22 protein-coding genes are annotated in these 22,702 nt (G+C 32.2%); 12 read left to right on the top strand and 10 right to left on the bottom strand.

What is annotated here, in order from left to right; translation table 11 throughout:
- Positions 1 to 47: 47 nt before the first annotated feature.
- Both rsmH and mraZ read right to left on the bottom strand, forming a co-directional pair.
- Complete coding sequence (gene rsmH, locus Q4Q40_RS22820) at positions 48 to 944, bottom strand: 16S rRNA (cytosine(1402)-N(4))-methyltransferase RsmH (RefSeq protein WP_303304374.1); 897 nt, start codon at positions 942 to 944, stop codon at positions 48 to 50.
- On the bottom strand, positions 931 to 1,401 hold the full coding sequence (gene mraZ / locus Q4Q40_RS22815) for a division/cell wall cluster transcriptional repressor MraZ (RefSeq protein WP_303304373.1): 471 nt from the start codon (positions 1,399 to 1,401) through the stop codon (positions 931 to 933). The genes rsmH and mraZ overlap by 14 nt, the downstream gene beginning before the upstream one ends.
- 293 nt (positions 1,402 to 1,694) lie before the next feature.
- Here mraZ and Q4Q40_RS22810 point away from each other — a divergent pair, with 293 nt between their 5' ends.
- From Q4Q40_RS22810 to Q4Q40_RS22795, 4 genes are all read left to right on the top strand, one after another.
- Complete coding sequence (locus Q4Q40_RS22810) at positions 1,695 to 2,459, top strand: alpha/beta fold hydrolase (RefSeq protein ID WP_303304372.1); 765 nt, start codon at positions 1,695 to 1,697, stop codon at positions 2,457 to 2,459.
- 54 nt (positions 2,460 to 2,513) lie between these two features.
- A complete protein-coding gene (gene yihA, locus Q4Q40_RS22805; RefSeq protein ID WP_303304371.1) occupies positions 2,514 to 3,125 on the top strand; it encodes a ribosome biogenesis GTP-binding protein YihA/YsxC in 612 nt (203 codons plus the stop codon).
- 255 nt (positions 3,126 to 3,380) lie between these two features.
- A complete protein-coding gene (locus Q4Q40_RS22800) occupies positions 3,381 to 4,022 on the top strand; it encodes a hypothetical protein (RefSeq protein WP_303304370.1) in 642 nt (213 codons plus the stop codon).
- A gap of 72 nt (positions 4,023 to 4,094) precedes the next feature.
- Entirely contained in the window at positions 4,095 to 4,334 is a 240-nt protein-coding gene (locus tag Q4Q40_RS22795; protein WP_303304369.1) for a hypothetical protein, read from the top strand.
- 1 nt (position 4,335) lies between these two features.
- Here the strand turns inward: Q4Q40_RS22795 and Q4Q40_RS22790 are convergent, their stop codons facing one another.
- Complete coding sequence (locus Q4Q40_RS22790) at positions 4,336 to 4,551, bottom strand: helix-turn-helix domain-containing protein (RefSeq protein ID WP_303304368.1); 216 nt, start codon at positions 4,549 to 4,551, stop codon at positions 4,336 to 4,338.
- Positions 4,552 to 4,646: 95 nt separating this feature from the next.
- On the opposite strand from Q4Q40_RS22790, the gene Q4Q40_RS22785 reads away from it, so the two are divergent.
- Positions 4,647 to 4,835, top strand: a complete 189-nt coding sequence (locus tag Q4Q40_RS22785; protein WP_303304367.1) for a SymE family type I addiction module toxin — start codon at positions 4,647 to 4,649, stop codon at positions 4,833 to 4,835.
- Positions 4,836 to 5,092: 257 nt separating this feature from the next.
- Here the strand turns inward: Q4Q40_RS22785 and Q4Q40_RS22780 are convergent, their stop codons facing one another.
- The gene (locus Q4Q40_RS22780) at positions 5,093 to 6,187 is read right to left on the bottom strand and encodes an ABC transporter permease (protein WP_303304366.1); all 1,095 of its coding nucleotides are present in this window, start codon (positions 6,185 to 6,187) and stop codon (positions 5,093 to 5,095) included.
- Positions 6,188 to 6,195: 8 nt separating this feature from the next.
- Positions 6,196 to 8,331 carry a carboxy terminal-processing peptidase gene (locus Q4Q40_RS22775; RefSeq protein WP_303304365.1) on the bottom strand — a complete coding sequence of 712 codons (2,136 nt, stop codon included), beginning with the start codon at positions 8,329 to 8,331 and terminating at the stop codon, positions 6,196 to 6,198.
- Positions 8,332 to 8,506: 175 nt separating this feature from the next.
- Here Q4Q40_RS22775 and surE point away from each other — a divergent pair, with 175 nt between their 5' ends.
- The 5 genes from surE to Q4Q40_RS22750 all read left to right on the top strand — a co-directional run bounded on the left by surE (position 8,507) and on the right by Q4Q40_RS22750 (position 13,734).
- Positions 8,507 to 9,283: a 5'/3'-nucleotidase SurE gene (gene surE, locus Q4Q40_RS22770; RefSeq protein WP_303304364.1), complete on the top strand. Its 777-nt coding sequence runs from the start codon at positions 8,507 to 8,509 to the stop codon at positions 9,281 to 9,283.
- A complete protein-coding gene (locus tag Q4Q40_RS22765) occupies positions 9,276 to 9,560 on the top strand; it encodes a hypothetical protein (protein WP_303304363.1) in 285 nt (94 codons plus the stop codon). The genes surE and Q4Q40_RS22765 overlap by 8 nt, the downstream gene beginning before the upstream one ends.
- A 164-nt stretch (positions 9,561 to 9,724) precedes the next feature.
- The gene (lpxB, locus tag Q4Q40_RS22760; RefSeq protein WP_303304362.1) at positions 9,725 to 10,852 is read left to right on the top strand and encodes a lipid-A-disaccharide synthase; all 1,128 of its coding nucleotides are present in this window, start codon (positions 9,725 to 9,727) and stop codon (positions 10,850 to 10,852) included.
- 276 nt (positions 10,853 to 11,128) lie between these two features.
- Positions 11,129 to 11,671 (top strand): C40 family peptidase, encoded by a 543-nt coding sequence (locus Q4Q40_RS22755; RefSeq protein ID WP_303304361.1) that lies wholly within the window; start codon positions 11,129 to 11,131, stop codon positions 11,669 to 11,671.
- A 23-nt stretch (positions 11,672 to 11,694) separates the two neighbouring features.
- Complete coding sequence (locus tag Q4Q40_RS22750; protein ID WP_303304360.1) at positions 11,695 to 13,734, top strand: ComEC/Rec2 family competence protein; 2,040 nt, start codon at positions 11,695 to 11,697, stop codon at positions 13,732 to 13,734.
- Positions 13,735 to 13,747: 13 nt separating this feature from the next.
- On the opposite strand, the gene Q4Q40_RS22745 is transcribed toward Q4Q40_RS22750, so the two are convergent.
- From Q4Q40_RS22745 to Q4Q40_RS22725, 5 genes are all read right to left on the bottom strand, one after another.
- Positions 13,748 to 14,290 carry a thioredoxin family protein gene (locus Q4Q40_RS22745; RefSeq protein WP_303304359.1) on the bottom strand — a complete coding sequence of 181 codons (543 nt, stop codon included), beginning with the start codon at positions 14,288 to 14,290 and terminating at the stop codon, positions 13,748 to 13,750.
- Between the two features lie 119 nt (positions 14,291 to 14,409).
- A complete protein-coding gene (locus tag Q4Q40_RS22740) occupies positions 14,410 to 14,868 on the bottom strand; it encodes a thioredoxin family protein (RefSeq protein WP_303304358.1) in 459 nt (152 codons plus the stop codon).
- Between the two features lie 88 nt (positions 14,869 to 14,956).
- Positions 14,957 to 16,534: a peptide MFS transporter gene (locus Q4Q40_RS22735; protein ID WP_303304357.1), complete on the bottom strand. Its 1,578-nt coding sequence runs from the start codon at positions 16,532 to 16,534 to the stop codon at positions 14,957 to 14,959.
- A gap of 56 nt (positions 16,535 to 16,590) precedes the next feature.
- Positions 16,591 to 17,976, bottom strand: a complete 1,386-nt coding sequence (locus tag Q4Q40_RS22730; protein ID WP_303304356.1) for a peptide MFS transporter — start codon at positions 17,974 to 17,976, stop codon at positions 16,591 to 16,593.
- 18 nt (positions 17,977 to 17,994) lie between these two features.
- Positions 17,995 to 20,226, bottom strand: a complete 2,232-nt coding sequence (locus Q4Q40_RS22725; RefSeq protein ID WP_303304355.1) for a S9 family peptidase — start codon at positions 20,224 to 20,226, stop codon at positions 17,995 to 17,997.
- Between the two features lie 151 nt (positions 20,227 to 20,377).
- Here Q4Q40_RS22725 and Q4Q40_RS22720 point away from each other — a divergent pair, with 151 nt between their 5' ends.
- On the top strand, positions 20,378 to 21,694 hold the full coding sequence (locus Q4Q40_RS22720; protein WP_303304354.1) for a hydroxymethylglutaryl-CoA reductase, degradative: 1,317 nt from the start codon (positions 20,378 to 20,380) through the stop codon (positions 21,692 to 21,694).
- Positions 21,695 to 22,606, top strand: a complete 912-nt coding sequence (locus Q4Q40_RS22715; RefSeq protein ID WP_303304353.1) for a GYDIA family GHMP kinase — start codon at positions 21,695 to 21,697, stop codon at positions 22,604 to 22,606.
- The last annotated feature ends 96 nt before the right edge of the window (positions 22,607 to 22,702 follow it).

Genomic DNA, 22,702 nt, shown 5'->3' with positions numbered 1-22,702 from the left:
TCATTTGTCGCTTCGCGATCTCTTCCCAAAAGGAAGCATTTTGTTATTTATAATTTTTCTGCAATTCGCAATTTTGCGCTTCTAGCTCTACTATTAATTTTTATTTCTTCTTTTGAAGGAACAATCAAACCATTTACTTTTTTTAATGGCACTTCAAAATTCCCAAACATATCGCGCTCTGGTTCCCCTTCAAACAATCCATTTCTAATAAACCGTTTCACCAATCTATCTTCTAGCGAGTGATAGGATATAAAACTTAACCGACCGCCCTTAAACAAAACGTCTGGTGTTTGTCCTAAAAACTCCTTTAAAACTTCAATCTCCTGATTTACCTCTATACGAATAGCTTGATAAATTTGAGCCAATACTTTATTTTCATGTCTTGGTGGTAAAAACTTCTTCAATACCTTTTTTAGCTGCTCGCTTGTTACTATAGGCTCTGTTTCTCTATATTCAACTATCAATCTTGCCATAGCTGGTGCAGCACGCAATTCTCCATATTGCAAAAACACTTGTTTTAATGCCTCTTCCTCATATTTATTCACCACATGAAAAGCAGATAATTGGTTTTGCTGATTCATTCGCATATCCAAATCCGCCTCAAAACGTGTAGAAAACCCTCTTTCTGCAACGTCAAATTGATGCGAAGAGACACCAAAATCTGCCAAAACACCATCTACTTGCTTCACTCCATGAAAGCGTAAAAATCGTTTTACATATCTAAAATTTTCATGAATCAATGTAAATCGAGGATCGTCAATTGTATTTTTTAGAGCATCTGCATCCTGATCAAAGGCAAATAATTTTCCATGTTCTCCAAGCCTACTTAATATTTCTTTACTGTGACCACCACCTCCAAATGTGACATCCACGTAAACACCATCTGGCTTAACATCTAAACCATCAACGGTTTCTTTTAAAAGTACAGGGCTATGATATTCCATCGTCATCGTCGTCTTGTCCCATTACTTCCTCAGCTAGATCCGAAAAATCGATAGCTGCATCATCAATGGCTTGTTCATATAAATCTTTATCCCAAATCTCAATAATATTTATAGCCGATGCCACAACTATATTTTTCGAAATATCAGCAAACACTGTTAAGTCTTTCGGTATTAACAATCTACCATTAACATCAACATCAACCACTTTTGCACCCGCAGTAAACCTGCGAATAAAATCGTTGTTTTTCTTTTTAAACTTATTAAGTTTGTTCATTTTTTGCATTAAAATTTGCCATTCTCCCATTGGATACAATTCCAAACACTTTTGAAATACAGAACGACGCAACACAAAACCATCAGGTAAAATAGTAGACAACTGCTTTTTTAAAGCAGCTGGCATCATTAATCTGCCCTTTGCATCTACTTTGCAATCGTATGTCCCTGTTAGTAAGTCCAAAACGGTTTGTTGAAATTTTAATGTTTAAGTTTCAAATATATCGAAAAATACACCACTTTTTACCACATTATACCACTTTGTTAATAATTTTTCGATTAAATGAAGATTAAATCCTGTTTTTTTCTAAAAAAAAGACACCTAACACTGACCAACAACACGTTAAAGAAGAAAAATTTAATAGCATATATTTTATTAACATCTTTTTGAAAAGCCTTATTTTTGACAAAAAATTTAAATAGTTAAAATATGAATGAATTAACTATATTTGTTCTTAATGCAGTGACCAATTCATAATGATGCATCGTTTAAAAAAAGAAAAAGAATACAGTTACTTTGAAGTAGGAGAAGGCACGCCAATACTAGTATTACATGGCCTTATGGGAGGATTAAGTAATTTTAATGCCGTTTCAGATTATTTTAGCTTAAAAGACTATAAAATCATTATTCCAGAACTACCTATCTACACCATGTCTTTGTTGAAGACCAATGTAAAAAGCTTTGCTAAGTACGTACATGATTTTATAGAATTTAAAGGTTTTGACGAAGTTATTTTACTAGGAAATTCGCTAGGCGGACATATTGGTTTATACCACACTAAATTGTATCCAGAAAAAGTAAAAGCGCTTATTATTACAGGAAGCTCTGGACTTTACGAAAGTGCAATGGGTGGTGGCTACACAAAGCGTAGTGATTATGAAGTCATTAAAAAGAAAGCGCAAGAGGTTTTTTACGACCCTTTGGTTGCCTCTAAAGAGATTGTTGATGAAGTTTATGAAACTGTAAACGATCGTAACAAACTTATAAAGACACTGGCCATTGCTAAAAGCGCTATAAGACATAATATGGCCAAAGATCTACCCAACATAAAAACGCCAACTTGTATTATTTGGGGTAAAAACGATACTGTTACACCTCCAGAAGTTGGTGAAGAATTTAACGAGCTTCTACCTAATTCTGATTTGTTTTGGATAGATAAATGTGGGCACGCTCCTATGATGGAGCACCCAGATGAATTCAATACTATTCTTGATGGATGGTTAAGTAAAAGAGAGCTTTAGTTAATAATCGACATGTAATTAATTTACTCAAACTAATTATTTTCTTAGAAGGAGATGCATATTAAATCTGCCGAATTTGTAATGAGCAACTCAGATGTTGCTAAATGCCCAAAAAGCATGTTGCCCGAATACGCGTTTATTGGCAGAAGTAATGTTGGCAAATCGTCACTCATAAATATGTTGACCAGTCGAAAAAGCCTAGCCAAAACATCTGGCAGACCAGGGAAAACGCAATTAATAAACCACTTTTTAATCAATAAAAACTGGCATTTGGTAGATTTGCCTGGTTATGGCTATGCACGTGTTTCTAAAAGCTCTAAAAAAGTATTTCAAAAATTTATAACGCAATACTTCGGACTGCGAGAGCAACTTGTAACTGCTTTTATTTTAGTGGATATTAGGCATACTCCACAACCTATAGATTTAGAATTCATGCAATGGCTAGGTGAAAATGGGATACCTTTCTCTATTGTTTTCACAAAGGCCGATAAACTAAAACCCAAAGCCATTGAAAACCATGTGGAAGCTTATAAAACCATTCTTTTAGAAACATGGGAAACGATGCCTAATTATTTTATAACGTCATCTTCTAAAAATATTGGGAAAGATGCCCTTTTAGAGTATATAGATTATTTGAATACCAATATGAAATTGGAATCAAATTAATTCGCTTTCTAGCTTTTTGATTTTGTGATTTTTTAGACAACTTCGTTTAAGTCGTATATAAATCATTAAAACAGATTCGTATACTTAAAAACATTTACGAAAATCGAACTTCATTTAAAACGATGCCTTCTGTTCAAGCTTTAGAGAATAACAAAACATACTTTATGAAAGCGTATAATAAAATAAAAGATTTACTACTTTTGATATAGAAATATATAGCTCCCTTATTAACTATATATAATTGTTGTAGCCAATATGAGAAAATCCATCTTAATTTTAATACTATTGCTTCCTTTATTCACTTTTGCACAAAAGACAGATAGTTGGAATGAAATATCTATTAAAACATTGGATTCGCTAAAAACTGAATTTTCGCCTGAACAAATTGAGTATTTTAATTTGTTAATCTCAAAAAGAGAAAGCTATCAGACTCAAAAAAGAATTGATTCTACTAATTCAACGATTATAATAGTCGAGGGATATAATTATTATGAAGAGCATTATGGAATCATAGAAGAATATTTATTCGAAAACAATCATATATATTCTTATGAAAACAATGAAAAAGGAATTGGTGTGAGCTTTAATGATTATGAGTATTTTATAGAACCAACTATAAACAAAAGCACTTTAGATTCGATTAAACCAAGAAAATATACAGCTGTTTTTGGTTGCTCGCCAAATAATAGAACAATACGCAAGTCGAGAAAAATCGAGAAAAAGGCAAAAAAAGAGGGAATTGTATCTGAGAAATATGTGAAAATTGAAACGTTAATTGATAATCGGACAGGAAAAGTTAAGATGTCATTTTTGATTCCTAAACCTGGAATTAGAGAAGTGAGAATTTCTTATGGACCGTTTTATGCAGACACGGAATTGGAATACTGGCTGAAATAAATACTGGCTACAACAAAACCCCGCTAGCGCGGAAATTCTTTCCGTGCCCGTAACAAACATAAACCTTTTATAATGAAGAGATACCCCCATACAATAGGCTATATTGGAGATAAAAATCACGGATTATTAGAAGAAGATAATGCCAAAAATTTTTTAGCCAACAATGATTTTGTTTTTATGATGCATCAAGGATATATGTTTTGGCATTTCAAGGCTGACGGAAATGAAAATCCAGATGTCTATTTTTATCAAGAACAAAGTTTAATCCCTGATAAAAAAACTGACCTAAAAAGTTTTCTTGAAAATTATTAATCTAAAAATTAATCAACTCCGATAAAGTAGTTTCTAAAGCCTTTGAAATTTCCAATAAAGTGAAAAGTGTCGGATTGACTTTTCCATTTTCTAATTTCTCCATTGCTTGCCTATCTTTATTACAAGCACGGGCTAAATCAGATTGATTCCAACCCTTCTGATTTCTTAACTCAACGATACGTTGACCGATTTTCTTTTTAAGCTGTTCCTTGTCCACAAAACAAATGTCAATTAATTATACGACAATTTTGTCATATAAAAGTTTGACATGAAGATTTTATTTACTAAGTTTGTCGTATAATAGTATGACAATTGAATAAACTAAGAAAATTAAAAGTCTATAAAAAATTCAGAATCCGAACTTGGGATTATACTACTATTCCTGAAATCCGACTTGAGGGAAGATGGTTGAAAAAACTTGGATTTGAAATTGGAAAAGAAATTGAAGTTAAGCAACAAAAGAATAAACTGACCATTACTCTAATTGACAAAAAAAATTAAAAATAACTACCCCTCTATTCCCTAGTATGCGCTACCGCAAGTTTTGAACTTGTGGCGTTAAAGCTGTCTCGTACTAAAAAAAGTTTACATATTTTTTATAATGAGGGGATAGCTTCATATAATAAGCTATATCGAAAATAAAAATCACGGATTATAAAATATTTTCTATTCAATTTGTAGTTGCTAAATTAGTTCCTTAATCAACGCAACTAATCTTTAAACTTGTGTAAACCATGTCCCTTAACGAACACATTCATTTAGTTCTTAACATCCAAAGCATCACGTAACGCATTCCCAATAAGCATAAACGCCATAACCAAACTCATAATACATAGTCCTGGTATAACGGCTAAATAAGGCTTACCTAGTATGATATAATTGTAGTGATCTTTTATCATAGCACCCCAACTTGCCATAGGAGGTTGCGCTCCAATACCTAAAAAGCTAAGTCCGCTTTCTATTAAAATTGCACCTGCAAAATTAGCTGCCGAAATGACTATAACTGGTGCCATAATATTAGGTAAAATATGTTTGGTAATAATTCTAAAATTATTAAACCCTAATGCTCTTGCTGCAGTAACATATTGCATCTCTTTAGCACTAATTATTTGTCCACGAACCACTCTGGCTACCTCAACCCACATAGTAAGTCCTACCGCTATAAATACTTGCCATACCCCCTTACCTAAAGCCAAGGTAATGGCTATAACGAGTAACAGCGTTGGAATAGACCATGTAACGTTAATGATCCACATGATAATAGCATCCATTTTTCCTCCAAAATACCCTGCTACACTCCCCATAAAAACACCTATGAGCAACGAGATAAAAACCGCTACAAACCCTATAAAAAAGGATATTCTAGCCCCTACCAATACACGACTTAATAAATCTCTTCCATATTTATCTGTACCGAAAAGGAAGGTCTTTTCTTTTATATAATTAGCTACCTGATTATTAGGAAAGGCACTTAGCAATATTGTTTTCTCAACACCTTTTAAACCATCTGATGCATACTCTTTATACATCAACATAGCATCTTCAACTGCATATTCTGAAATAGGAATTTCGGTATTCGTATTTTTCTTTCCAAAAAAAACTTTATTAAACCAACTTTGATGCGTTTCTAATTGTGATGGGATCGTTAAAATTTCAACTTTAAAGCCTGGTTTTTTAGAATGAATAGACAAATGCATTTGATTAGAAAATTGCGAATTATCGGGAGCAATAACATAAGCAAACACAGATACCAAACCAACTAATACAATAAAGCAAAAACTAAAAACGCCCCAAAAGTTCTTTTTAAACTTTTGGAGCGCCAATTGTTTTAGTGAGTTTGATTTATGACTCATAAATAAACTTATTTTCTTACTGTGGCCACTTTTTTAACGGGATATGCTGTTTTTATATCTTCCAACACATTAAGTGCCTCTTCTATATAAACATCTTGGCTTAAACTCTTGTGCCAACGCTCACGCTTTTCTTTTAAATCTGTTGTATCTTTTTCAAAGAGTGATTTTTCGTAGCTATGCGACAGAAATTTTAAATTTGTTTGGTACTCAGATATCGCATTAAATCGTTTAGATTCTTCTTCATTTAAATCTAACTGTTCTTTATATTTTTTATAGTTTAATGAAAAAACAGTTTCGTCCATTTTACTCTTTACCCATCTAGCATTTTCTTCAATAAGTTTTAACTGGTTATTATTAACCATACGCTCTTTACTTCTTCTTATAGTTTCATTATAATCAAAATAATATTCCCAAGGTATATATTCTGCTGCATCAATTTCATCCCATGGCAATGGATTTTCCTTATCTTTTTCACCTACTTCAATAAAACTAAAACGCCCAGGGACTTTTACATCACTTTTAACACCTTCTAGCTGTACCGATCCGCCATTAATTCTATAATACTTTTGGGTAGTTAAAGCTAAAGCTCCTAAATCGCCTCCTGTATTAGTTCTTAGCATGTTATTTAAATTAATAACATTCTGAACGGTTCCTTTACCATAAGTTTGTTTACTACCAATAATGATAGCTCGCTTATAATCCTGCATTGCAGCTGCCATAATCTCGGAAGCAGATGCAGATATCTCATTAACCAAAACAACTAAAGGACCTTCCCAAGCAATAGACTTATCTACATCTTTTAAAACCTCCTTAGCTTCTCCTGTAGAACGTACTTGCACTACGGGGCCTTCTTTTATAAATAACCCAGCCATATCGACAACCGCTGGTAATGATCCTCCACCATTATTACGTAAATCTAAAACCAAGCCTTCCATCCCTTCAGATTTTAAACGCTCGATTTCATTTTTTACATCTTTGGCTGCATTCACATTTTTATAATCTTTAAAATCGACATAAAAAGCAGGCAAATTAATTACTCCAAATTTTTTGTTTCCTTTATTTACTATAGACGATTTTGCATACGTATCTACCAGTTCCACAATATCTCTTGTAATCACAATATCTTTAACGGTTCCATCCACTTTCTTTATAGTTAATGTCACCTTAGTACCTTTTGGACCTTTTATATATTTTATAGCATCATTGATACGCATCCCTACTATATTTACAGGAAACTCTTCATCTTCTTGCTTTACTTTTAAAATAACATCTTCAACTTCAAGTTTTTTACTTCTCCAAGCGGGACCTCCAGAAATAAGTTCAACTATTTTTATGTGATCCATTCTTTTTTGCAACCTAGCTCCAATGCCTTCTAATTTACCAGACATACGTTGGTCGAAATCTTCTTTACCTCTGGGCGCTAAATAATAAGTATGTGGATCAAACTCTTCAACAATGGTATTAACATAAATAGAGAACCAATCTTCGCGTTGTAAATCATCAATATTGTCATTAAAATAAATATCGATAGATTTTAAAGTTCCTTCTCGTGCTTCTTTTTCAATCTGACTATCCGTTTTCATAACATAAGACGCATCATTTTCTTTTGCCAATTCTTCTTGCGCAACGATATCATCATAATTAGAAAGTGTTGAAAATTTAAGTTGTCTTCTCCAACGCTCTTTCATTTCCTTTTTATTTTTTACAAACTCGATGTTTTCTGAATTTGTATCAAATTCTTCATCTATCGTATAATCAAAAGGCTCTGATAAGACTTCTTTATAAATTTCCTTTGCTTCCTCAATACGCTTAAGCATGCGTTCATTTACTAGATTAAAAAATGTAATTTCGGTTGCTTTAAGCTGGTTATCGAGAAAAAACTTATATTTTTCAAAATCCTTATAATCAGAATCATAGAAGTATCGCTTCACGGGGTCTATATTTTCAATATAGTCTGAAAACAATTCGGAAGAAAAATCGTCATTCATTGCAATAGGATCAAAGTGACCCTGCTCTAAAACAAATGTTATAATTTGTATTAACAACTTATCTTTATCTGGATTACTAAATTTTTTCGTAGTAAAACTGCATGATCCAAATGCCAACAACAATAAAAGTGACAAAATTTTATAGTTCCTTTTCATATTTTTTTTCATCTATTAATATGTTTATTACTTAAAAAAGTAAAATATATTTTTCACTAAAATAGAGAAAAATTCATGCCAATATGTTCAATTCCTACTAATTTTTTGTTAAACCAAAGAAATTAACCGTTTACTGATGTTTTTATGTATTTTAGCGATGCCATAAACAGAAAAAATGACAGAAAAGCCTCTTATACTAGTTACAAATGACGATGGCATTAACGCGCCTGGTATTAGAATATTAATTGCGATCATGAATCGTATTGGTAAAGTTGTAGTTGTTGCACCAGACAGCCCTCAAAGTGGGATGGGTCATGCTATTACTTTAGACTCTACGCTTTATGCTGAACGTGTTTATATGGATGATGGGCCACAAATTGAATATAGTTGTTCTGGAACGCCTGCAGATTGTATAAAACTAGCTGTAAGAGAGTTATTAGATCGCAAACCAGACCTTTGTGTTTCTGGTATAAATCATGGATCAAATTCGTCTATAAATGTTATTTATTCTGGGACTATGAGTGCTGCTATTGAAGCTGGTATTGAAGGAATTCCTGCTATTGGTTTCTCGTTACTTGATTATACGTGGAATGCCAATTTTGAGGCATCCAAAGACTATGTAAAAACGATTACTGAACAGGTTTTAAATAACAGTTTACCAAACGGTATTGTGCTAAACGTTAATATCCCTAATATACGAAAAGACACTATAAAGGGTATTAAAATATGCAGGCAGGCAAAAGCGAATTGGGTAGAAGAGTTTGACAAACGTAAAAATCCACAAGGAAAAGATTATTATTGGCTTTCTGGGAAATTTGTTAATTTAGATGGGGGTGAAGATACCGACGAGTGGGCTTTGGAACAAGGGTATGTTTCCGTAGTGCCTATTCAATTTGATTTAACAGCACACCAATACATTAAAAATTTAAATACATGGAAATTAAATGATTAAAAAAGATATTTTTATAGGCATATTTATTGGCTTAATAGCTAATGCTATGGGTTTATTTTTTTCAGCAACTTTTTTAGGGCGAGGCGACGATTTTATAACGGTTATTAAAGCCGCAATCAATGAAGGCTTTTTAGGAAAACTAATAAGTTTAGGTGCTATTTTAAATTTGATAGCTTTCTTTATTTTTATAAGAAAAAAACAAGATTATAGAGCTAGAGGCGTTTTATTAATTACTGTTTTTATTGCTGTTTTTACATTCATTTTTAAACTTTTTTAGATCCCATTTTGTTTCCTCTAACGGTATCGAAATAAAAAATATACTTTATATTTAAGATCCTTAGCGAAGCTCAACAAGAGGTTTATAAAACAAACTTTAAGAAAAGACCTCAACTATATTTATCTTGATACAAAGATGAAAGATTCGGTCTAATAATAATAACAATGAAATATTACATTTTAGCTGGTGAAGCATCAGGCGATTTACATGGTTCTAACCTCATAAAAGCATTACTAAAAGAAGATGTTAATGCAGACATTAGGTTCTGGGGAGGTGACCTTATGCAGGCTGCTGGTGGCGTTTTAGTAAAACACTATAAAGAGCGTGCATTCATGGGGTTCACAGAGGTGATCATGAATCTATCTAAAATTTTCAAACTCATTTCGTTTTGTAAAAGCGATATTAAAAACTTTAACCCAGATGTTATTGTTTTTATTGACAACTCTGGTTTTAATTTACGCATAGCCAAATGGGCAAAACAACACCATTTTAAAACTAATTATTATATTTCTCCTCAAGTTTGGGCATCGAGAGCTGGTAGAGTAAAAGCTATAAAACGTGATATTGATGCCATGTATGTCATTCTTCCTTTTGTAAAACCTTTTTATAAAAAGTATGACTATGATGTTACATTTGTTGGGCACCCCCTAATTGATGCTATTGCAAATCGTGAACAAATTGACGAATTTAAATTTAGGCAAATTCATAACCTGAGCAACAAACCAATTATCGCATTATTACCTGGAAGTAGAAAACAAGAAATAACAAAAATGCTTTCGGTTATGTTAAGCTTGGTTGATGATTACCCAGATTACCAATTTGTAATTGCAGGTGCTCCAAGTCAGGATTATAGTTTTTATGAAACTTTCATTAAATCTTACGATGTTAAATTCATTTCTAATAAAACATATGATTTGTTAAGTGTTTCTAATGCGGCATTAGTTACGTCTGGAACGGCAACTTTAGAAACTGCTCTGTTTAAAGTTCCTCAAGTAGTTTGCTATAAAGGAAGTGCGCTTTCTTATCAAATTGCAAAAAGGATCGTCACTTTAAAATTTATTTCATTAGTTAATTTGGTAATGAATAAAGAAGTAGTTACTGAACTTATTCAAAGTGATTTCAATAAAAAAAGACTCCAGCAAGAACTAGACACTATTTTAAATTCTGATGCACGTAACATCTTATTTCTAGAATATTATGAATTGGAAAAGGCTTTAGGAGGTAGGGGAGCAAGTGAAAAAACGGCTAAATTGATCTTTGATAATATAAAGTCATCCAATGAAGTGATTTAATTTTTTTTCAATTAGAAAAAGTATTTAGCCTTTCATATACCTCTATAAATTCTTAAAGCAAAACTCAAATTAAGACTTACAAAACAACTTTCACTTTCGAGGAAACAATTCTCACTTATTTTTCACTATTGAAATAAAACAAACTGTTTCCCTGAAAATCAACTCAAAAGAACCATAAACCTAAATTACCAAAGTCAACTACTAAAAATAAAAAGTATTTGTATTTTATTTTATTATAAATTTACAATTAGTAACCCAAACCTACTTTTTAAAGAAATGAAAAAAACAATCATCATTCTTTTAACAATTATAAGCTTTACTGGATGTAAATCTTCAAAACGAGCTAAAAATAAAAAAGAAACGCCTACTAAAGTCATCATTAAAAAAAAGAAAAGAGAAACGACTGCCTACGAAGTCAAATCTAAAAAGAAAACATCTAAAGCAGATAAGATAGTAGCCCATGCACAAAAATTTAAAGGAGTTCGTTACAAGTGGGGAGGTACTACTAAATCTGGAATGGATTGTTCTGGACTAATTTTTGAATCTTTTAGGGTTAATGATATTATATTACCTAGAATATCTAGAGATATGGCAAAAAAGGGTGATAAAATTTCATTAAAAAAAGCACAAGAAGGCGATTTACTCTTCTTTAAAACTAAAAATAAGAGAAGCAATATTAACCATGTTGGGTTGGTCATAAAAACTAAATCTGGAGATATTACTTTTATACATGCTACAACCAGCAAGGGTGTTATCGTCTCTAATCTTTCTGAAAAGTATTGGGAATCGGCATTTGTTGAAGCTCGCAGAGTGTTGTAAGATATTTCGTATATTGCAATGATATGCAATTACTGAATTTTACAATAATTAAATTAACAGTTTGCCTCATTGTAGGGATTGTTATTAATTATATATTTAGGATTCCTTTACATATATCTTTATATATAACAACTTCCTTTTTTGTAATCTTATTATTGTTTTATTTCATCGCAAAAAAGCAATTTATTAGCACCAGCTGGTTTGGTGCTTTTTCTTTTTTAGTGATGATAAGTATTGGTGTTTTAACAGCTAATCTTAATAACGAAAAAAATGCCCTTAACCATTATACAAATAAAACTTCAATAGAAAATGGTGTTTTAAAAGCGATTACATTTAGAATTAGAGATGTATTAAAATCAGGGAATTTCTATGACAAATATGTCATCGATCTTTTAGAAATCGACGGGAGTAAAGTAAGTGGTACCTCGCTTTTAAATATTCAAAAAGACTCATTAGAAACAGCTTTAAAAGTTGATGCTATTTTTACAAGTAAAACCCATTTTTATAATTTAAAAGCTCCGTTAAACCCGCATCAATTTGACTACAAAAATTATTTAGAGAAAAAATATATTTACCACCAGTTATTTTCTTCTAACCAATCTCTTTTTAGAGTAAAGTCCAATACGTATACCCTATTTGGATTAGCTGATACTATTCGTGAATATATCAACTCAAAACTAAAGCTTTACAATTTTAAACCTGATGAACTTGCCATAATTAATGCTTTGTTATTAGGACAACGACAAGACATTAGCAAGTCCATTTATTCTAGTTACACGAATGCTGGAGCGATACATATTTTAGCTGTATCTGGCTTACATGTAGGTATTATTTTAATTATTTTAACCTTATTACTTAAACCAATCGAAGCTTTTAAACATGGAAAACTTATAAAAACTATTCTGCTAGTAACGCTCTTATGGTGTTTTGCATTTATTGCAGGATTATCGGCATCTGTTACCAGAGCTACCACTATGTTTAGTATTGTAGCCATTGCTATAAACCTAAAAAGGCCAACTAATATTTATAACACTTTAGCAATATCTATGTTTATAATATTGCTTTTTAAGCCTTTATTTTTGTTTGATGTTGGTTTTCAGTTAAGTTATCTAGCCGTTTTTGCTATTGTTATTATAGATCCACTTATATATAAACGGTGGCAACCTAAATCTAAATTAGTAGATTTTTATTGGCATACATTCACTATTACATTTTCTGCACAACTTGGCATTATTCCAATAAGCCTCTATTATTTTCATCAATTCCCTAGTTTATTTTTTATATCCAACTTGGTTATTATTCCCTTTTTAAAACTTATACTAGGACTCGGAATACTTATTATTGTTTTAGCGTCTTTAAATTTACTGCCTCAATTTATAGCAACTATTTACGGACGTATTATTGGTTTAATGAATGATTTTGTTGGTTGGATTTCAAGGCAAGAATCATTCTTATTAAAAGATGTTGCTTTTAGTGTTTTATATGTTTTGGCTTCTTATCTGGTTATTATTTACCTTATAAAACTTCTAAAAAAATGGCATTATTCTAATTTGAAATATTTATTAATTGCCATTTTAATTTTCCAGAGTGTCATTATTTATAGCAATTACAACAAGTCTGAAAATGAATTCATTGTTTTTCATAAAAGCAAGCATAGCCTTATTGGTAATACAACAAACAAAAAAATGGTAGTGGCTCACGATTTTGGTACCTCATCGAAAGTAAAAAACAACATTATTAGAGATTATACTATTGGCAATCATATTAATGTTATTAAAAAAGACTCCTTACAGTCTATGTACCTTCTTAATAACAAAAAACTTTTGATTATTGATAGTCTAGGGGTTTATAATATAAAATCGTTTGAACCAGATTATCTTTTGCTAAGACAATCACCAAAAATAAATTTAAATAGATTGATTGATTCCATAAAGCCTAAATACATCATTGCTGATGGCAGTAATTACAAATCGTATGTAGAAAGATGGGAAACTATTTGTAAAAAAAGAAAGCTCCCTTTTCATCAAACACATGAAAAGGGAGCTTTTATTATTAAGTATTAATACTTCTGACAATTTACCCTTTAAATTCGGGCTTAAATGCTTTAGAGTATTCGTAAAACTTCTCTTGAGTATCCATTTCCTTATGTTTATCTGATCTAAAAAGTTTCAAATACAATTCAAGCTCTGATGGCTTTTGGTATCCTTTAATTGGAGCTATAAGGCCTCCCTTTTCATCCATAAAAACAATCGTAGGATATGCCTGAACTTGAAAGTAACGCGATAGTTCATGCGTAGAATTACGTCTATTCGCATTTGCTGGGTTATACTTAGGGTTTGTAAATGTTTTACCATCATAAGTAACCTTATCATTCCCTTCTGCATTAAACTTAACCGCATAATAATGCTCATTGACATAATTAGCGACATCTTTATTTTGAAACGTATTTTTATCTAGCATTTTACAAGGACCACACCAATTTGTGTAAACATCCATCATAATTTTTTTAGGTGTTTTCTTTTGAAGGGCTATCGCCTCTTCTAAGGTCACCCAATTAATTTCTTGCGCATTTGCAAAAGTTGCTACAAGAACAACTAGTAATAACAATATCTTTTTCATAATCTCTTATATTTATTCTATCAAAAAACGCTATATATTTTTAAATAAAGAATTTCTTGAAACTAACTATCCTTGCCTTTGCCGGCAGGCTCGGGGCAGACTAGGCATATTCTTTTCGATTAAAATATCGGTGCTACTTTATCGATCCATTTAGTTGGTCCACCAGCCACATAACCTGTGCTTCCAAGACTTTTTAAATTGATTCGTTTTTCAGAATTAATTTCTGGATTAACAAACCAAATGGTTGGATAACCTCTTACTTTAAACATATTTTGTAATTGACGATTTTGAGCTTTAATCCTATCATCTTGTGGTGTTCTTTTTGGAAAATCTAATTCTACCAGAACGACGTTTTCGTGAGCCCATTTTTTAAATTCGTCAGTCTTAAAAACTTCATTTTGTAAACGGATGCACCAGCCACACCAATCTGACCCTGTAAAGAACATTAACAATGGCTTTTTTTCTTTTAGCGCAAATTCAGATGCTATACCCATATCTGTATGCCAAGTTAACTCTTGAGCGCTTACAATCAATGTTGTAAAAAAGCTTATTAAAAATATATAAATTATTTTCTTCATAATCATATTTGTTGCAAAACGTATACCGAACTTACAAAAAATGCTCCTATTTAGGAGCATTTTGAATATTTTTTAATGGTTTTTTCGATTAACGAACCCCGTGCATTAGTTTTTTCATCAAAGGTGTTAAAGACATAACAATAAGACCAGCGACAATTGGCACTATTGTAAATATGAGGAAAAAGGTGCTCATATCATAAGCTGCTGTTATCTTGTCGATCATCCCTCCCATAGACCCTGCTGCTTTATTTCCTAATCCTATAGCAATATACCAAAGACCAAACATCATCCCAATTTTTGTAGCAGGCACCAATTTAGACACATATGATAGTCCAACTGGAGACAAACTTAGTTCTCCTAGTGTATGCAATAAATAAGCCAGAATAAGCCAAACCATACTAACGGATGCTGTTGCCGCCCCTTGACCTATGGATGAAGACCCATAAGCTAATATTCCAAAACCTAAACCTAATAAAACTAGTCCAATCCCAAATTTAACTGATGCAGGAGGATTAAATCTACTTTCCCAGATTTTAGAAACCAATGGTGCAAAAGCAATAATATAAAAAGAATTTAGAATTGAAAACCAAGATGCAGGTACTTCTGTACTTACCTCATTAAACTGATTATAAAGCATCCAAAAAACAATTCCCCAAATTATAGCAAAACTAGTTCCTAAAAATATATTAGATAAGGCATACTTTTTAAAAGTAATTTTAAAAAGCATAAATAGTACATATGTAATAATTAATAAAGGAACAACTGTTAATAATGTATTAGCTATTCTAAAAACATTGGCAGAACCTCCTTCAAGAACCCTATCTGTATAATCAGCAGCAAAAATCGTCATAGATCCTCCTGCCTGCTCAAATGCCGTCCAAAAAAATATGGTAAAAAAAGCAAGAATACCAACAACAATATATCTATCTCTTTGAACCTTTTTTGATATCTTCTCTTCCTTTATAATTTCTTTTTCTCCAATACCTTCTATTGCATCATCATATTCAACTGTCTTAGAAGGAGATAATCCAATTCTTCCAAAAATATTTTGTGCAAACCAGAACTGCAGCATTCCAAAAAACATAAATACTCCTGCTAAACCAAAACCATAATGCCAACCAACAGTCTCTCCTATGTAACCACAAAGTAGTATTCCTATGAAAGCACCTGCATTAACTCCCATATAAAAAATTGTGAAAGCTCCATCTTTTTTCTCTTGAGCGTTTATATACATTCCACTAATAATGGAAGTAATATTTGGCTTAAAAAGTCCATTACCTGCAACTAATAAACCAATACCTAAATATAAACTCCAGGGTGTATCTAACGCCATAGCAGCGTGACCTAATGTCATTACTAAAGCTCCAATTGCCACAGCCTTTCTGTATCCAAGTAATTTGTCTGCTAAAAACCCTCCTATTATAGGTGAAAAATAAACTAACATTGTGTAAGTACCGTATAACCCCAAAGCATCTTCCCTTGACCAAGCCCAACCTCCTTCTAATAATGAACGTGTTAAAAATAACACTAAAATTGCACGCATTCCATAATAAGAAAAGCGTTCCCACATTTCGGTAAAAAACAAAATGAACAAACCACTCGGATGTCCCATTAATAGTTTTTGATTCATTTCTGAACCTTCAAATTTAAACTTTGATATATTCATAAAAAAAATTTAGTTGTTTATAGAATAAAACCCTCAAAAAGAGGGTTATATATTTTTTAATTATCTGCTAGTTCAAAGCCTTCAGCTTCTTCATACATGGATCTTTCATTGTCTTCAGCTCCATGTGTTAGAATTTCGAGTTTTTTACGAAAAATCATTACTAAAATCCCAAATGAAACGCAAAAAATAGCAATTCCAGTAAACACTGTAAGCTCTCCTAATCCTTCAGCTGATTCACCTAAAAGTCCAGCTAATTTATTACCAAAACCTGTCATGGCAAAATAAACTCCCATCATTAAAGATGCATATTTAACTGGAGCCAGTTTTGTGATATATGATAATGCAACAGGTGAGATACATAATTCTCCAATTGTATGAAATAAATAGGCCAATACTAACCAGTACATAGCAGAAGCTCCTGTACTATTAAATTCTGAAGCCGCTGCAGACATAAAGAAGAATCCTGTTCCCATGATAATCAACCCAAGTATCATTTTAAATAATGATGTTGATAATTTTCCTTTTAATTTTCTATTTGCCCAATATAAAGCTACAGATGTTCCTAAAAATATAATGAACATAGCATTTAAAGATTGAAACCAAGAAGCTGGTACTTCCCACCCCATTAACATTCTGTTTGTATTTTCTTTAGCATATATATTCATTAGTCCACCTGCTTGTTCAAAAGCGCCCCAAAAAACAATCACTAATAAGAACGATATAAATAACACCACCACTCTATCCTTTTCTATTTTAGTTAAAGGTTTTTTCATAGCCTCTTTGTCTTCAGCATTTTCCGATTTTCCCAAAAAATTACCAACGTCTTTCAAATGCTTTTGTCCTAAAGTATATTGTAATAAACCTAAAGCCATACCAATTCCTGCTAGTCCAAAACCATAATGCCAACCGTGTACCTCTCCTACATAACCAACAATTAAACTAGACAAAAAAGCTCCGACATTAATACCTATGTAAAAGATCGTAAATCCTTTATCTCTTCTAATATCTCCTTGCTTATATAAACCTCCTACCATAGTCGAAATGTTTGGTTTTAGCATCCCTACACCAGCTATGATTAATCCTAGACCTGTATAGAAAGCCCACATCTCTTCGACTGCTAGTATACTATGCCCTACTACAAGAAGTAAACCTCCATAAAGCACAGATTTTTTTTGACCCAAAAATTTATCAGCAATCCAACCACCAGGTATAGACATAACATAAACCAACATGGTATAAGTTCCATAAAGTGATAATGCGTCTCCATTTGTCCACCCTAATCCTGCATTTTCTGCTTGAGTTTGTGCTACTAAATATAACACCAATATGGCTCGCATTCCATAATATGAAAAACGTTCCCACATTTCTGTAAAAAATAGCACATATAATCCTATTGGGTGCCCAAATAATTCTTTTTGCTTCATTGTAGCTGAATTTGCCATAAATCTATAATTAATTAGTTATCCTTTTATCTTAATATCTTTTACTTTGTTTTCTTCTTGTTTTTCAATCTTATCACCAAGTTTATCATTAATGAAATTTGTCATTTTTTTAAACAGATGTAATCTTGTGTTACCACCATAAATTCCATGATTTTTATCTGGGTACACCGCCCAATCAAATTGTTTATCTGCTTGAATTAAAGCTTCTGCTAAACGCATAGTATTTTGTAAATGCACATTATCATCACCCGATCCGTGTACTAAAAGAAAATCACCTTTTAATTTATCGACATGATTTATAGGAGAGTTATCATCATAACCACTAGCATTTTCCTGAGGGGTCGTCATATATCTTTCTGTATAGATTGTATCATAAAAACGCCAGCTACTTACTGGTGCTACGGCAATGGCCATTTTAAATACATCATTTCCTTTAAACAGACAATTACTACTCATAAAACCGCCATAGCTCCATCCCCAAATTCCTATTCTAGAGGCATCAATATATGGCAATTCACCTAATTGCTTTGCTGCAGTTATTTGGTCTTCTACTTCGTATTTTCCGAGTTCATTTTGAGTTATTTTTTTAAATGCGGCTCCTTTTAACCCTGTTCCTCGTCCATCAACACATACAATCACATAGCCTTGTTGCGCCAAATACTGAAACCAATAATCATTAGCACTATTCCAACTATTTTTAACAGATTGCGAACCAGGTCCCGAATACTGAGTCATAAATAATGGATACTGTTTGGTAGCATCAAAATTAGCAGGTTTAATCATCCACATATTTAGATCATTTCCATTTACATGAATGGTACTAAATTCTTTTTTTGATGTTTTATAGTCTGAAAGGTTTTGCGATAATACATCATTATCTTTTATACTTTTTATTAGATTTCCAGAAGCGGCACTATTCAAAGTATATTCTGGAGGTGTAGAGGCACTTGAAAAAGTATTAATGAAATACGAAAAATCGGCACTAAATGAAGCATTATTGGTGCCTTCACTTTTTGTTAGTCTTGTTTTACTGCGACCATTCAGCTTAATGGAATATACATCTCTATTTATGGAGCCATTTTCAACCGATTGATAAAAAATTCTATTTGTCTTCTCATCATAACCATAATAATTAGTGACTTCCCAATTTCCTATAGTTATTTGATTGATAAGCTTCCCTTTTTTATCATAATGATAAATATGATTGAACCCATCTTTTTCGCTAGTCCAAATAAAACTATTGTCTTTTAAAAACGTTAAGTTATCTGTAACGTCAATATAGGCTGTATCTTTTTCGGCTAAAACTAAACTTGAGGTATTGTTTTTGGCGTTTATCATCCACAAATCCAATTCGTTTTGGTGCCTATTCATATAATGTGCACTTAAAATATCTGAATCGTTGGTCCATTCAATACGTGGAATATAAAAATCGTTATAAGTCTTATCAACTTTAACTTCTTTTGTTTCTTTCGTGCTTAAATTATGGATGTGTAATGACACTGTCGAATTTGTTTCTCCAGCCTTAGGATATTTAAATACTTGTTGTGTTTGATAAAGTCCCTGACCATAAACATCCATAGAGAACTCTGGAACATTGGCCTCATCAAACCGTATAAATGCTATTTTATTACTTGCTGCATTCCACTCGAAAGCACGAACAAACGCAAACTCTTCCTCATAAACCCAATCTGTAATACCATTAATTATAGCATTTTTTTTGCCATCGTGAGTTATTTGAGTAGTTTCTCCAGATTGTAAATCTTTTACGTATAAATTATTATCTTTTGCGTAAGCGACTTTATTTCCATCAGGTGAAAACGTTGGTTCTTGAATTTTATCTTCAGTTATTAAAGTTACAGAAGCATCTTTTACATTGTAAACATAGTAATTTCCCAAGGAAGAACGACGAAAGATAGCTGTTTCATTAGTAGCTAAAATCACTTTATTCTCATCATCACTAAAAGTATAGTCTGTAAAATACTGTAAAGCATCAAGTGATTCTGAATTCACTAAAGTTTTAACTTTTTTTAAAGTCTTATAATCGTAAATATCAATGGCCGTTGTACGTGATTGTCTATCAAAATTTAAGACAGCGTATTGTTGTCCGTTTGCCATAGAATGTAAAACGTCCATTCTTTCGGTTCTAAAAGAACCATTCCAAATAGATTCAAGGGTAATTTCTTTTGTTTGTGCTGATATAAAAAATGTTGCAAAAAAGCAAGCAAAAAAATACAATTTTAGGCGTTTCATTGAAAAAAATATTTATTTCGTAAAATGATGTCAAGTTTACTAAAAATTATGCAAAGAACCTCTTTTATTAACACTTAAATAACCTCATACAAATCAAGAGATTCAATATTCACATCAAGAGTAGTATCTTTGCTTTGTAAATTAACATTTTATGAGTAAATCTATTGCTGGTTTTTCTAAACTATCTAAATCTAAAAAAATCGATTGGATAGTTGAGACCTATTTTTCTAATACTGAAGATGCTAAACGTATTTTAAAACAATATTGGAGTACTGACGATAAACTACAACAACTTCACGACGAATTTATTGAAAATACGATAACCAACTATTATTTACCGCTTGGTGTCGCACCTAACTTTTTAATAAACGATACGCTATATACCATACCTATGGCTATTGAAGAAAGTTCGGTAGTAGCCGCAGCTAGTAAAGCAGCTAAATTTTGGCTAGAACGAGGTGGATTTAAAACTAAGGTCATTTCTACCACTAAAATTGGTCAGGTACACTTTATTTACAAAGGTGATTTTTCGACATTAAATCAATTTTTTAATGACATAAAGTCTAAACTCATAGAGGATGCTAAATCTATTACTGCGAACATGGATAAACGTGGCGGCGGCATCATTGATATTGAGTTACGTGATAAGACTGATGCTATTGACAATTATTATCAGCTCCATGCTTCTTTTGAGACTCTTGATGCTATGGGTGCTAATTTTATAAATTCTTGCTTAGAACAGTTTGCTAAGACTTTAAAAAATGACGCGTTGTTATATGATGCTTTTTCTGAAGAAGAAAAGCAAATAGATATTGTTATGAGCATTTTATCTAACTATGTTCCTAATTGCCTAGTACGTGCCGAAGTAAGCTGTAAGGTTGAAGATTTAAGTGAAGACAAAACTGTTTCTGGTCAGGCTTTTTCAGATAAGTTTATACAGGCTGTTAATATTGCCGAAGTAGAACCTTATCGAGCCGTGACGCATAATAAAGGTATTATGAATGGTATTGATGCTGTTGTTTTAGCTACTGGGAATGATTTTAGAGCGGTTGAGGCTGGCGTGCATGCTTATGCATCAAGACACGGGAAATATAGTAGTTTAACGCATGCTAAAGTTGAAAATGGCATATTTACTTTTTGGATGGAAATTCCATTAGCTTTGGGCACTGTTGGAGGACTTACAGGCCTTCACCCTCTTGTAAAATTAGCATTAGAGTTATTACACAAACCATCTGCCAAAGAACTTATGCAAATTGTAGCTGTAGCTGGTTTAGCTCAAAATTTCGCAGCACTCCGTTCGCTTACAACTACTGGGATTCAACAAGGGCATATGAAAATGCACTTAATGAATATTCTTAATCAGTTTGAAGCTAATAATGAAGAGAAACAAACTATAACCGAGTATTTTAAAACCAATACTGTAACTCACAGTGCGGTTGTTGAGGCTATTAACAAGCTAAGAAATTAGATGATGTCTTATTATAGTAACGGAAAATTATTACTTACGGGGGAATATGCGGTTCTTGACGGAGCTCTATCTTTAGCTGTTCCAACAAAATATGGACAGTCTTTAATGGTTGAGTCCATAGATAAACCTATTATTTCCTGGAAAAGCTTAGATAAAAATGAGGGCGTTTGGTTTGAAACGACTTTTGAAATCATAAATAATGAGGTTTGTCCCCTTGCTCGAAATGATAATGCTATTTCAGAAAGGCTTATTCAAATTTTAAGTGCCGCAAAACAGCTTAACCCTAATTTTTTAAATACGAATAAGGGTTTCAAAATTACTACTAAATTAGACTTTCCTCGGCATTGGGGATTAGGCACCTCTTCTACTTTAATAAATAACATCGCGCAATGGGCACATATTGATGCTTATAAGCTATTAAAATTAACTTTTGGTGGTAGTGGATACGATATTGCTTGTGCACAACACAACACGCCTATTACTTACCAATTGGAAAATAGTACTCCAATAGTTAAACCAATAAGTTTTGATCCCCCTTTTAAGGATCATTTATATTTTATTTATCTAAATAAAAAACAAAATAGCAGAGAAGGCATTAAGCATTATAATGCCAACAAAGGACATTTAAAAACCGTTATTGAGGCTATCGACACCATCACGTCTCAAATAACTACCTCTAATTCCTTAGAAACTTTCGAATCCTTAATAACACAGCACGAAGCAATCATATCTAAACTAACTAAGCAAAAAACAATTAAAAGTCTTTTGTTTAGCGATTTTAAGGGGAGCATTAAAAGTCTTGGCGCCTGGGGTGGTGATTTTATTTTAGCAAGCTCTAAAGAAAATCCAATCCCATATTTCAACCAAAAAGGTTTTGAAACTGTAGTTCGTTATACGGATATGATATTATAAAATAAGACAAAATAAGATCGCTATGTCATCCTGAAAGCTATCGAAAACAAAATATATTTTGTTTGAAGATATAAGCGAAGCTTACGACTGAAGAAT

Source organism: Flavivirga jejuensis (assembly GCF_030540765.1).
Classification (GTDB): domain Bacteria; phylum Bacteroidota; class Bacteroidia; order Flavobacteriales; family Flavobacteriaceae; genus Flavivirga; species Flavivirga jejuensis.
Note: the sequence above shows the minus strand (reverse complement) of the source record. Positions and strands in the feature narration are given on the sequence as shown.

What these genes read in the sequence shown, in the direction of transcription:
- rsmH (WP_303304374.1), bottom strand. Translation starts at nt 944, where the DNA reads ATGGAATATCATAGCCCTGTACTTTTAAAAGAAACCGTTGATGGTTTA.
- Q4Q40_RS22810 (WP_303304372.1), top strand. Translation starts at nt 1,695, where the DNA reads ATGATGCATCGTTTAAAAAAAGAAAAAGAATACAGTTACTTTGAAGTA.
- yihA (WP_303304371.1), top strand. Translation starts at nt 2,514, where the DNA reads ATGCATATTAAATCTGCCGAATTTGTAATGAGCAACTCAGATGTTGCT.
- Q4Q40_RS22800 (WP_303304370.1), top strand. Translation starts at nt 3,381, where the DNA reads ATGAGAAAATCCATCTTAATTTTAATACTATTGCTTCCTTTATTCACT.
- Q4Q40_RS22795 (WP_303304369.1), top strand. Translation starts at nt 4,095, where the DNA reads ATGAAGAGATACCCCCATACAATAGGCTATATTGGAGATAAAAATCAC.
- Q4Q40_RS22780 (WP_303304366.1), bottom strand. Translation starts at nt 6,187, where the DNA reads ATGAGTCATAAATCAAACTCACTAAAACAATTGGCGCTCCAAAAGTTT.
- Q4Q40_RS22775 (WP_303304365.1), bottom strand. Translation starts at nt 8,331, where the DNA reads ATGAAAAGGAACTATAAAATTTTGTCACTTTTATTGTTGTTGGCATTT.
- surE (WP_303304364.1), top strand. Translation starts at nt 8,507, where the DNA reads ATGACAGAAAAGCCTCTTATACTAGTTACAAATGACGATGGCATTAAC.
- Q4Q40_RS22765 (WP_303304363.1), top strand. Translation starts at nt 9,276, where the DNA reads ATGATTAAAAAAGATATTTTTATAGGCATATTTATTGGCTTAATAGCT.
- lpxB (WP_303304362.1), top strand. Translation starts at nt 9,725, where the DNA reads ATGAAATATTACATTTTAGCTGGTGAAGCATCAGGCGATTTACATGGT.
- Q4Q40_RS22755 (WP_303304361.1), top strand. Translation starts at nt 11,129, where the DNA reads ATGAAAAAAACAATCATCATTCTTTTAACAATTATAAGCTTTACTGGA.
- Q4Q40_RS22750 (WP_303304360.1), top strand. Translation starts at nt 11,695, where the DNA reads ATGCAATTACTGAATTTTACAATAATTAAATTAACAGTTTGCCTCATT.
- Q4Q40_RS22745 (WP_303304359.1), bottom strand. Translation starts at nt 14,290, where the DNA reads ATGAAAAAGATATTGTTATTACTAGTTGTTCTTGTAGCAACTTTTGCA.
- Q4Q40_RS22740 (WP_303304358.1), bottom strand. Translation starts at nt 14,868, where the DNA reads ATGAAGAAAATAATTTATATATTTTTAATAAGCTTTTTTACAACATTG.
- Q4Q40_RS22735 (WP_303304357.1), bottom strand. Translation starts at nt 16,534, where the DNA reads ATGAATATATCAAAGTTTAAATTTGAAGGTTCAGAAATGAATCAAAAA.
- Q4Q40_RS22730 (WP_303304356.1), bottom strand. Translation starts at nt 17,976, where the DNA reads ATGGCAAATTCAGCTACAATGAAGCAAAAAGAATTATTTGGGCACCCA.
- Q4Q40_RS22725 (WP_303304355.1), bottom strand. Translation starts at nt 20,226, where the DNA reads ATGAAACGCCTAAAATTGTATTTTTTTGCTTGCTTTTTTGCAACATTT.
- Q4Q40_RS22720 (WP_303304354.1), top strand. Translation starts at nt 20,378, where the DNA reads ATGAGTAAATCTATTGCTGGTTTTTCTAAACTATCTAAATCTAAAAAA.
- Q4Q40_RS22715 (WP_303304353.1), top strand. Translation starts at nt 21,695, where the DNA reads ATGATGTCTTATTATAGTAACGGAAAATTATTACTTACGGGGGAATAT.